General features: G+C 39.1%; 9 protein-coding genes. 8 read left to right on the top strand and 1 reads right to left on the bottom strand.

Annotated features, from left to right (window positions below):
- Positions 1–2 precede the first annotated feature (2 nt).
- The 6 genes from DESOR_RS21155 (at position 3) to DESOR_RS21130 (ending at position 6,488) form a co-directional block, all read left to right on the top strand.
- On the top strand, positions 3–671 hold the full coding sequence (locus DESOR_RS21155) for a hypothetical protein (protein WP_014186634.1): 669 nt from the start codon (positions 3–5) through the stop codon (positions 669–671).
- A 43-nt stretch (positions 672–714) separates the two neighbouring features.
- Complete coding sequence (gene buk / locus DESOR_RS21150) at positions 715–1,782, top strand: butyrate kinase (RefSeq protein ID WP_014186633.1); 1,068 nt, start codon at positions 715–717, stop codon at positions 1,780–1,782.
- Positions 1,783–1,914: 132 nt separating this feature from the next.
- Positions 1,915–3,378, top strand: coding sequence for a sigma-54 interaction domain-containing protein (locus DESOR_RS21145; RefSeq protein WP_242832377.1), 1,464 nt, complete (start codon positions 1,915–1,917; stop codon positions 3,376–3,378).
- A gap of 319 nt (positions 3,379–3,697) precedes the next feature.
- Positions 3,698–4,333 (top strand): cobalamin B12-binding domain-containing protein, encoded by a 636-nt coding sequence (locus tag DESOR_RS21140; RefSeq protein WP_014186631.1) that lies wholly within the window; start codon positions 3,698–3,700, stop codon positions 4,331–4,333.
- A 2-nt stretch (positions 4,334–4,335) separates the two neighbouring features.
- The gene (locus tag DESOR_RS27560; protein ID WP_014186630.1) at positions 4,336–5,478 is read left to right on the top strand and encodes a uroporphyrinogen decarboxylase family protein; all 1,143 of its coding nucleotides are present in this window, start codon (positions 4,336–4,338) and stop codon (positions 5,476–5,478) included.
- Between the two features lie 59 nt (positions 5,479–5,537).
- Positions 5,538–6,488 (top strand): EamA family transporter, encoded by a 951-nt coding sequence (locus DESOR_RS21130; protein ID WP_014186629.1) that lies wholly within the window; start codon positions 5,538–5,540, stop codon positions 6,486–6,488.
- Positions 6,489–6,626: 138 nt separating this feature from the next.
- Here DESOR_RS21130 and DESOR_RS21125 read toward each other — a convergent pair whose 3' ends face one another.
- Complete coding sequence (locus DESOR_RS21125; protein WP_014186628.1) at positions 6,627–8,318, bottom strand: sigma-54-dependent Fis family transcriptional regulator; 1,692 nt, start codon at positions 8,316–8,318, stop codon at positions 6,627–6,629.
- A gap of 371 nt (positions 8,319–8,689) precedes the next feature.
- On the opposite strand from DESOR_RS21125, the gene DESOR_RS21120 reads away from it, so the two are divergent.
- Positions 8,690–9,955 carry an MFS transporter gene (locus DESOR_RS21120; protein ID WP_014186627.1) on the top strand — a complete coding sequence of 422 codons (1,266 nt, stop codon included), beginning with the start codon at positions 8,690–8,692 and terminating at the stop codon, positions 9,953–9,955.
- A 35-nt stretch (positions 9,956–9,990) separates the two neighbouring features.
- Positions 9,991–11,466: a trimethylamine methyltransferase family protein gene (locus tag DESOR_RS21115; protein WP_014186626.1), complete on the top strand. Its 1,476-nt coding sequence runs from the start codon at positions 9,991–9,993 to the stop codon at positions 11,464–11,466.
- Positions 11,467–11,488 lie beyond the last annotated feature (22 nt).

Here is an 11,488-nt window from a genome sequence, read left to right as displayed (position 1 = left end):
GTATGAAAAAAGGGGATCTCTTATGGGGGTTTGCCTTGCTGATTTGGATACTTTTATTGGTTATACCCGTCACAAGGTCAGCTACTATAACCGCTTCAGATGCCCATCCCTATATAGCAGGATTTATTAAATTTGCTATATTGGCTACCATGGGAGATTTACTAGGAATTAGAATTCGCCACAACAAGTGGATTGTTCCTAAAGGAATTATTTATAGAGCTGTTGTCTGGGGGATCATTGGTTTAATGGTTACGCTTGTTTTTACTGTATATATGGGAGGCGTAGGAGCAGCGCAAGCCTCCGGAAGGCTTCCGTTTGAAGGTTCAGTCTTAGCGCAGGCATTTTTCGGCAGCGCTATTATGAATGTTACCTTTGGTCCTATGATGATGGTGTTTCACCGCTTTACGGATATGTTTATCGATACTAAGTACGAAAAAAATGAAGGTCCCGTCACATTAAGAGAACTTATAGGAAAAATTGACTGGAATTCCTTAGTTGAATTTACATGGCTCAAATGCTGTCCTTTTTTCTGGATACCTGCTCATACAATAGTTTTCTTATTGCCAGCTGAGTACAGAGTTCTAGTTTCAGCATTTTTATCGATAGCCTTAGGCATTTTATTAGCAATAGCTAATAAGGAAAAGCTGGCTAAGGTGGTTATTGCTGCTTAGTAAAAGATTTCAAAAACGGATTCAACGAAAGGAAATACCGAGGATGGATTACTTAATATTAGCCATTAACCCCGGTTCGACTTCAACCAAAATTGCCTTATATGCAAATGAAAAAGAAATTTTCGTGAAAACCATAGAGCATCCGGCTTACGAAATTGCCAAGTATAATAAAGTTTCAGAACAATTCGAGATGCGTAAGGAGATGGTTCTTACTTTCCTAAAGAATAACGGATTTGAGACCGGCCAATTGTCAGCAGTAGTAGGCAGGGGAGGAATGCTGCCATCCGTAAAGTCAGGGGCCTATAGGGTGAATAATCAAATGGTAGAGAGGTTGAAGAATAATCCCATAACGGATCATGCCTCTAATCTGGGCGCTCTGGTAGCTTATGAAATAGCGAATTCAGCGGGGATACCTTCTTATATCTACGATTCGGTCCGGGTCGATGAGTTGGAGGATATAGCCCGAATCTCAGGGATGCCGGATATTCCCCGGACTAGCACAAGCCACGCTTTGAACTCACGGGCGATGGCTATTAGGGCGGCGAAAAAATACGGCAGGAAATATAGCGATATGACTTTTATCGTGGCTCATTTGGGCGGTGGTATCTCATTGAGTGTTCATGCGAAGGGCAGTATGGTAGATATCATCGCTGATGACGAAGGTCCCTTTTCTCCGGAACGGGCGGGAAGAGTCCCTTGTAAGGATTTGATCGACCTTTGTTATAAAGTGAAGTACGATAGAACAACGATGCAGAAAAAGCTTCGTGGCAACGGCGGGCTTAAAGCCTATCTTGGCACCACCGATGCCAGGATAGTTGAAAATCTGATAGAAGACGGGAATTATGAGGCAAAGCTAATCTATGAAGCAATGGCTTATCAAGTGGCGAAAGGGATTGGAGAGTTGGCAACCGTGGTTAAAGGAAAGGTAGATCGTATAATTTTAACCGGTGGCTTAGCTCAATCTCCTCTGTTAACTAAATGGATTAAGGATAGAGTTGAATTTATTGCTCCGGTAGAAATCATGCCTGGAGAAAACGAACTTGAATCCCTTGCTTTTGGAGCTTTGAGGGTATTGGAGGGTAAAGAGGAACTCAAAGAATATGTAGACTAAAAAATTGGCTATAACACAATAATTACGGTCTATTAAAATGAACCATACCCGGTTTATCAACAAGAGTTTCGGATAAGGCCGAAATTATATAGACAAAATAGATTGTAAATAAAAACATTAGGAGTGTTGGTGGTGCGAGACTCAGACGAAGAAAAAACTATAGAATTGGTAAAGGAAAACCAATTGTTAAGAACAATTATTGATAGTATTCATGAGGGAGTATTTGTAACTAATGAAAAGAATGAAATAATTCTATACAATCAGGAAGTTGAAAAGACTGAGGGACTGAAAAGGGAAAATGTGCTCGGGAAAACTGAGGACCAGGTATATTTGTCTGCGGATTACAATTTCAATGAGACGGTGACAAAAAAAGTACTCAGAACAGGGAAACCTGTAATGGAGCAATTTCATAAATATAAACTGGAAAATGGACATCAAATGAATGTAATCTATAGTACATTTCCATTTTATTACCAGGGAAAAATTGCTGCGGTTTATTCTATAGGCCGTGACATTAATCAGATAAACAGATTTATACTTAACACATTAGAGATGGAGAATAAACTGAAGACTGAAGAAAATACTGTCCGACAAATCGGAGCAAGGTATTTTTTAGACGATATTGTAGGCATCAGTGCTAATATACATGAGACTGTTTTACTGGCTAGAAAAGTGGCGCGTCATAATTCACCGGTTTTGATTGTTGGGGAAACCGGTACAGGTAAAGAGATTTTTGCACATGGCATGCATAATAGTAGTTGTTATGCAAAAGGTCCTTTTATTCCCGTGAACTGTGCGGCTATCCCGGATACTTTACTTGAGAGCGTACTCTTTGGAAGCGTCAAGGGGGCGTTTACCGGTGCTGGTGATATTCCGGGATTATTTGAACAAGCTGAAGGGGGGACGATATTTTTAGATGAAATAAATTCAATGCCATTTTCGCTTCAAGCAAAATTACTAAGAGTACTCCAAGATAAGTCTGTGAGAAGAATAGGCAGTAAAGAGGAAATATCCGTCAATTGCAGAGTGATAAGTGCTACTAATATAGATCCTTTTGATACACTAAATGAAAAGATAATCCGTCCAGATCTTTTTTTCAGATTGGCAACAGTAGCTATTAATATCCCCCCTCTTCGGGAAAGGAAAGTGGATATACAAGTACTTTGTAAACACTTTATCAATAAATATAATAATGAATTTGGTTTTATTGTCGAGGATGTTTCTTCAGACTTGTTAAGTTTATTTGAAAAATATCATTGGCCGGGTAATGTTAGAGAGCTAGAAAATATCATTGAAAGTGCCATGAATTTGATGGAGCCAGGTGAAAAAATTTTAGCATTTCGACACATACCCAATTATTATCACGAAAGACTTAACAATTATCAACAGAATTCCCAGAATAGAAACCCTGACATTGTAACTCTTCATGACGCCTTATTGGAATTTGAAAAAAAGTTTATTGAAGAAGCTTTAGCCAGTAATGATAATAATATTACACAAACTGCGAAGGTATTGGGGATTTCCAGACAACATTTGCATCTCAAATTAAAAACACATAAAATTCTAAAAAATTTCAAAAGAAATGGCATCAAGTAACATTTTTATTGCAGAAATATATGTCAGCAATATCTTACAATGTAAGATATTGCTGACATATAAATAACTGTATTCATGTTAAAATTGTAATAATAATATGACAATATTCTGAAAATAGTGATTTTAGAAAAAATAATAGTCGCCAAAACCCCTGCCGCAGTAGGCGGTTTTTTTTTTTAATATGGCATAAAACTTGCTATCAATTATTGGTAGTTATTCTAAGATTCATCATTGAAAGAGGAGGTGATGAGGTAAAAAATATATATTTTAGTAGAACATTTAACAGTAAGATTACTGGACAAAAAATGGGGGGTTAGTCATGCCGGTAGATTTAAGGATTATGTTTTCGGAGTTAAAAAAAGATGTTGTTATTGAAGAAATACAAAGAAGAGTAGCGTCTGGAGAAGATGTATTAAGCATTATCGGTGAATGCAAAGAGGGTCTGCAAGAGATTGGTGAAAGATTTGCTAGGGGAGAGAGCTATATTTCTGAACTTATTTTGTCTGGGAAATTATTCAAAGAAACTTTAGATATTCTTGCCCCCTACATGAAAGCACAGGCAAAAGAATCTAAACCCATTGGAAAGTTCCTTATCGCTACCCTTAAAGGAGATATTCATGATTTAGGTAAGAGTATTATCGCAGCACAGCTTAAAGCCCATGGCTTCGAAGTTTATGATTTAGGTGTAGACATAGATCCCAAGGTTGTATTGGAAAAAATAAAGGAAATTAATCCCGATTTTGTCGGTTTTTCTTCTTTACTTACTCCAAATATAAATGTAATGAAAGAGGCTGCTGATTTATTTATAGCTGAAGGGGTGAGGGATAAATTCAAGCTATTGATTGGCGGGGGAATAACTTCTCCAGCCTCCCAAAAGCTTGTTGGAGCTGATTTTCAAACTGTTGACGCTATGGCAGGGGTTCATTATTGCTTGAAAGTTTTGGGGAGGGAGTAGAAATGGGAATAACAGGATGGGATAGGATAAAGGCGGCCTGTGCATTAGAAAAAACTGACCGAGTCGCCATATGTCCGGCATTGTATCGTTCTGCAGCCGGTGCTTTACAGGGGATGACTCAAGCAGAAACACAACTAAATCCTGAGAAAGCATTAGATGCCATGCTTAAGACTTATGATGATTTTGGGGGGTGGGATGCCCTATACACAAGTCTCCCTGATACCGAAACAATGTGGCTCTTTTACTACCGAAGCCCTATACGGTGGAAACTGGCTGGACGGGAACTTCCGGAAGACTACCAGGCTCAAGTATTTGAGACAGAGGCACTAAGCTACGATGAATATGATCGAATTATTGAAGAAGGTTTTGATAAGTTCTTTGATGAGGAATATATATTTCGGATTACGGATTGGACACCTGAGGAAAAGGAAAAAAAGATTGCTGAACAAAATCTCGTAATTGAAAGGGCTGCTACGGAATGGCAGAAGAGGGGTGTTCAGGACTTTTTTGGAAGCGGTAGGGCTCACCCATTCTTTAATTTGTCCATCATGCGATCACTGGAAAAATTTACAGAGGACTTGTATTTCAAACCCGATAAGGTTGAGCAGGCAATTAAAAAAATGACAGATGAAATGATTCCACGGGTCATTCAAGAGTGCAAGGATTACGGGGTAAATTATTTTAGCTTAAATGAATTAAGGGCATCTACTTATTTTTACCCTTTGGAAATATTCGAGAGATTTTGGATGCCATATACTCTCCAAATTGTTGATGCCCTTTGGTCGGAAGGAATCGTGACTAATCTTCTGGTACAGACCAATTGGGATAAGAATTTACCGTATTTTAAGCACTTTCCAAAAGGGGCGGTTTGCTTAGGTTTAGATGGGTCAACAAACATATTTGAAGCAAAGAAGCTATTGGATGGATGGTGTAGTTTTCATGGAGATGTTCCTCCCCAAATGGTCGCTTTGGAGAAGCCTGAAACCGTAGCAAATTATACGAAGAAATTAATTGACGAGGTTGGGTATAACGGGGGCTTGATATTAAATATTGGATGCGAAATGCCTCCTGACACTAAACCGGAAAATTTCCGTGCTTTCCTTGAAACTGGGAAAAACTATGAAGCTTCAAAAAGACAGATATAAAAAAGTACCGCATTCCTATTAAGAAAAATTTTAATAAAAAGTTAAAGGGAGATGAGCATATGAAGAAAACTACAATAGGTATATTATTTGGGATTGCTTCTTATGTTGCTTGGGGTACTAACGGAACTTTTTTTGCTACTCTATTGAACATTGGGATTTCTGATATGGCGGTTGTCGCCCTTGCTCCGACCATATTGTGGTTATTTTTTGGTCTCAAGACACTGATTACTGATAAATCCCAGTTCAAACTCTCCTGGAAAGGCTTTCTATTTGTACTTTTTGCGGGAACAATTATGTTGAATGCACAAAATATAACCTATGTGAAAGCAGTAGCGACAGTTCCGGTTGCAGTTATTTCTATTCTTATGTTTAGTAATGTGATAATACTTAGTTTCTTATCCAAGATATGTTTTGGTTATAAATACACTACTCATAAAATAATTGCGATAATTGCTTCATTGTTTGGAGTATCACTAGTTCTTAATCTATATTCAGGTGTTGGATTTAGTAGCTGGGGATCAGGTATATGGTGGGCAATTGTAATCCCATTTGTCATGGCGGTAAATTTCACTCTTATCAAGTATACTTTAAATGAAGGTGTTTCCATGGATGCATATTTATTCTATATCAATTTCTTTGGAGCACTTGTTATTTATGCAACATCGTCTTCGCCTGTCGCGATGGTGACGAATGTCTTTAATGTAATATCTACTAATGGTATATCAGCTTTGATAATTATTCTTGGTTTTGCCTTGATTCCATGTATTATTTCTTATTGGGCTGTCATGAAAGCGTATGATTATATCGAACCAACTTACATCAGTTTATGCAGTGCTTCTGATCCGGTAACAGCATCTATTTGTGGTTTGATTTTTTTGGGTCAGATGTTGACAATTAATCAGGTTGTGGGGATTGCTGTTGTAATATCTGCTATAATTTATATAAACTATATGGAAGGTAAGGAAGAGCTTGCGGCAAGCCAAGGAGAGGCAAGTTTGGGAGCTGATTGATTCAGAATTTAAAGTAAAGCTGGAATGTGGTTTACATTGTATCGTCTATAATATAAGAAAATGGCTGCCGCCATAGATTTGGTCGGCAGCCATTTTCTATATAGTTTTTAGATCGGGTCTGTGCCGAAACTGAAATTTCTAATGGCTAAATGCTTGATTTTCAATTTCCAGCTTTCGCATTCTGTATTGCAAGTTTTGACGTCCGATACCTATTGCCTTAGCAGAGCGGGCAATATTCCAATGATGTTCTTGCAAAGTAGTAAGGATCACTTTCTTTTCAACATCTCTGAGAATACACGACAATGTACCGGAATTTGCAATAGCTATCGTCGGATAGTTATCCTGGTCAAGTTTTGAACGAAGATGGGTTGGTAAGCTGTTTATCGATAACTCTTCTTCGTCGTCCATTATGGCAACGCAACTTTCCAAGGTGTATTCCAATTCTCGTACATTGCCGGGCCAAGTGTGGTGATAAAGAAATCGTCGAAAGTCTTCTGAAAGATTGATGGTTTTTTTACCGTATAGACGTGCAAATTTAGTTAGAAAAAATTCCGCCAGACTTTCAATATCCTTACCTCGCTCTCTTAGTGCAGGAATGTCAATGCGAATGAGTGCTAAGCGATAATAGAGGTCTTTGCGAAGAGTACCATTGTTCACGCATTCTTCGGGGTCTTCATTGCAGGAACTTATAACGTGGCAATTTACAGGGATTTCTGTCGTCGCTCCAATTCTTCTTACCAATTTCTCTTGTAAAACCCTCAATAGTTTAGCTTGTAACATTATGGACATGGAGTTTATTTCATCAAGAAAAAGCGTCCCTTCTCCTGCTTGTTCAAAAAGACCTTTCATATTATCCGCTCCTGTAAAAGCACCTTTGATCGTCCCAAATAGAAGGCTTTCCAGTAATGATTCAGGCAAGGCAGCACAGTTAATAGCAACAAAGGGTTGATCAACGTTCTTATAATTGTGAATGCTTTGGGCAAATAATTCTTTACCCGTTCCTGTCTCACCACAGATTAGAACAGGGGAATAGGTCTGTGCTATTTTCTGGGATTCCCTTATCGCTTTCGTCATAACATGGTTTTCGCCGATGATATCTTTAAAAGTATACCTGGTTCCATAAGACGCTTTTTTCGGGTAGGCTCCTTCCTGCAATTCCACCGCCTTAAAAAGGAGCTGGCGAATTACACTTACGTCTCGAACAACCGAAAAGACGGCAATGACCTTGTTATCTTTGATTACAGGGTAGGTTTTTCCCATACCTTGAAGCTCTTTGCCGGTAGTTGTTGAATATCTTTTATAGCTATCCTTTAGTGGAATTCCTGTTGATAACACGTTGGAATGTTGGTTTAATTTATAGATTTCATCCAAGTGTTTTCCAAGCACCTGGTCCGGGTTCATTTCTTCAAAGTTTGAGATCGGTTTATTATACAAAGTTATCCTATTTTCTGGATCAGACATGATTACCCCTTCGTCGATATAATCGAATATCGTTTTTAAGCAAGTTAATTCTCTTTCTAGCCGTACTTTGAGGGTAATGTCCGAAAGATACCAAAGACAAAGTGGTAGATCCTCAACATGAACGGCACTAACTCTAATCGATAGGGTTTTGTTCCCAAGCTTAAAAACCTTTTGCTTCTCTCCCTGGGTTTTGAGGTTCTCTATGGGAATTAAAGCGGACAAGCTTCTATTCCTTACGTCGTCCGAATTTAATAGCATTCGTGCTGATACATTCATGTACAGGATTGAATCCTGAATATCGGTAATGATCATCCCTTCTTCAGAGTTTTCTGCTAATAGTTGAAGATATGAAGATAGTCTTTCTTCCATAAATTTAACTTCCCCTTAAATTTCCTTAAAGAAATTGCTTATTATCCATATTACTTTCGACAATTATCAGAGAATTCCTTTTCAAGTGCATAAATAATGTGCTTGTTGGATATTATTTGTGCACATATTTGGGTGGTCTATCAATTTATGTGCACAATTTAGGTGCACTGGAGTTCGTTTGACCAATAAAATTGGGGTTGTACGGGCTATAAATTGTATTTTTTAGGTTGGCACGTATTTTGCAAATATTCAAATATAATAATGCCATATGGAAACTGCCTACTATATAGAGGGAAAGAGGTGAAAACATACGTCTAAGGTAGCCTAACTAATGATGCGTAAATTTTGTTAAGTCGAAGGAGGAATAAAACTTGGAGCATAAAGCAAAGTCAAAGAAACGCTATTTGACGTTATTTATTATGGCATTAGGTGCTTCAGCCATCTATTTCTTACCGTTTATTAGGTGGACATACTATGATTCCCTAAAACAAGCCCTTGAGTTAAATAATACGCAGTTTGGCACGCTATTAAGCGCTTATGGGATAGCTGCAATGATCTTCTATTTCCCCGGTGGTTGGCTAGCTGATCGGGTTTCTGCAAGAAGATTACTCACGTTTGCTTTTGCGTCTACCGGAATTTTAGGATTCTATTTCTCTACTTATCCTTCATTTAACATGTTATTAATTGTTCACTTTATCTGGGGTATCATATCAACCCTCACCTTTTGGTCAGCAATGATTAAAGCAACAAGGGATTTAGCCAATAGTGATGAGCAAGGGAGATTTTTTGGACTTCTAGAAGGCGGCAGGGGATTGCTGCAAACTGTCATTACCATGAGTGCTCTTGCTGTATTTACAAGTTTAGGAGCAGGGGTAATAGGATTAACTAGGGTTATTATTATTTTTTCCTTCGTCAACGTATTCGCTGCAATATTAACCTGGTTTGTTCTAGAAGATACAAAATTTTCACAAGAACAAAAGCCAGTTTTGCTGGATGCTCTAAGTGTTCTTAAGATGCCGGTAGTCTGGTTAATCGCTGTGATTGTCATAACTTGCTACAGTACCTATCTAGGTACAACGTATCTGACACCCTATGTCACTCAAGTTCTGGGGGCCACTGCAGCGATGAGTGCTCTAATTGCAATTATTCGAAACTATGGTTTGCAATTTTTTGGCGGTCCATTTGGTGGATTGGTTGCTGACAAAAAGGGATCTAGCGCCCAAATCGTCATGTATTGTTTTGCAATAATGCTGATATGTATGGTGTTTTTTCTAATGCTGCCCGCTAGTAATTCTCTAATCATCGTTCTGCTTCTCAATATGCTCGTGATGGGATTAGCCATCTTTATGATGCGTGGTATCTATTTTGCGACGCTGGATGAAGTGGGCATTCCTTCGAACCTCACGGGCTCGGTTGTCGGTATTGTGTCCTTAATAGGGTTTACACCTGATGTATTCTTTAACCCGGTTGCTGGTCATTTTCTGGATGTTTATCCTGGGGTAGCAGGCTATAAATATATCTTTATCCTAATGACTGGATTTGTTACTGTCGGTCTCGTGGCCTCGATTGTTTTACTGAACCTGATTAATAAAAGTAAGAGTGTTAAAGGTCATAATCAAGTAGAAGCAAGAGGATAAATTAGGCAGATTTTACGGGAAGGGATGATTAATATATGAGCTTACAAATCAAAGAATCCAAGTTCACAGCTAACAAAACGCTGCAGTTTAAAGTCTTGGAAGTGGAAGAAATCGAAAAAATCCTTAAGAACTCTATAAAAATATTAGAATTGACGGGCGTAACTATTTACGCGGATGAAGCACGTTCCTTGTTGAGTCATGCTGGTTGTTCGGTGGATGGTACTAGGGTGAGGATCCCTGCGAGATTAATTGAGAAAGCTCTGCAGACGGTTCCTTCAAAAATCGTGTTATCGGATCGAACTGGAACTAACAAACTATTTTTAGAGGGGAATAACAGTTATTTTGGACCTGGGCCAACTTGTCCCTATTTTAATGATCCTGAAACGGGTGAGAGAAGAAATACGATTACACAAGATGTCGTGAATACAGCCCTAGTAGCCGACGCACTGCCAAATATTGATTTTGTCATGTCACTATCCATGATCTCTGACTGTACATCGACCCTGGCCGATGTATATGAAGTTCGAGCAATGCTGCAAAATACGATCAAGCCAATCGTTGGCTGGACATTTGACGTTGAGGGTTTGAAAGAAATTGTTGACATGTGCTGTGCTGTTGCTGGGAGCTTGGAAGAGTTACAGAAGAATCCATTTTTAGCGATCTATTGTGAACCAACCTCCCCATTAACCCATTCTAAGGAAGCCCTGGAAAAACTGCTGTTTTTAGCTGAGAAAAACTTACCAGCTATATATACTCCGGGAATGGTGTTAGGTGGAACTGCTCCAATTACCATTGCTGGCGCGCTTTCAGAAGGGGTTGCGGACACCTTAGTGGGACTGTTATTGAGTCAGCTGAAACGAGAAGGGGCACCCTATATTGCTGCGGCTCCAGGTGGGCCGTTGGATATGAAGACGATGCAACATAGTTACGGAGCACCAGAGTGGACCCTAGTGCATGCGGCTTCTACCGATATCTTCCATTATTTAAATGTTCCTATATGGAGTGCTGCCGGCGCAAGTGATTCTAAGATTGTCGATGGGCAAGCTGCTATTGAAGCCACGCTTCAAATTTTTACAGCTGCGGCCAGCGGTGCCCATCTAATCCATGATGTAGGCTTTACAGATTTAGGCTTAACAGGATCACTGGAACAGCTAGTGATGGGTGACGAAATTATAGGGATGGTTAGAAGACTGATTAAAGGTGTTGAAGTCGATGAAGAGCATTTGGCTTTTGACACAATAAATGAGATAGGCCCCGGAGGGTCATTCTTGGGGAATGAGCACACATTTTTGCATTTTAGGAAAGAAATGTGGTCACCGACTTTGCTGGATAGACAAGGCTATTCAGGCTGGGAAGCCGAGGGTAAAAAATCCATGTATGATAGAATTTCGGAAAAAGTGAAACGAATTCTGCGCGAACACAAGCCGGAGCCGCTTTCAGAAAAGGTCTCAAAGGAACTCGATGAAATTATCGCAGCAGCGGAGCAAAGGGTTCGGGTAAAAAATGCTTAACTTAGGATTTTAGTTAACTCCA

Origin of the sequence: Desulfosporosinus orientis DSM 765 (genome assembly GCF_000235605.1) — a bacterium.
GTDB classification, from domain to species: Bacteria; Bacillota; Desulfitobacteriia; order Desulfitobacteriales; family Desulfitobacteriaceae; genus Desulfosporosinus; species Desulfosporosinus orientis.
The sequence above is the reverse complement of the archived record's forward strand: the minus strand, read 5'-3'. Positions and strand labels throughout refer to the sequence as shown.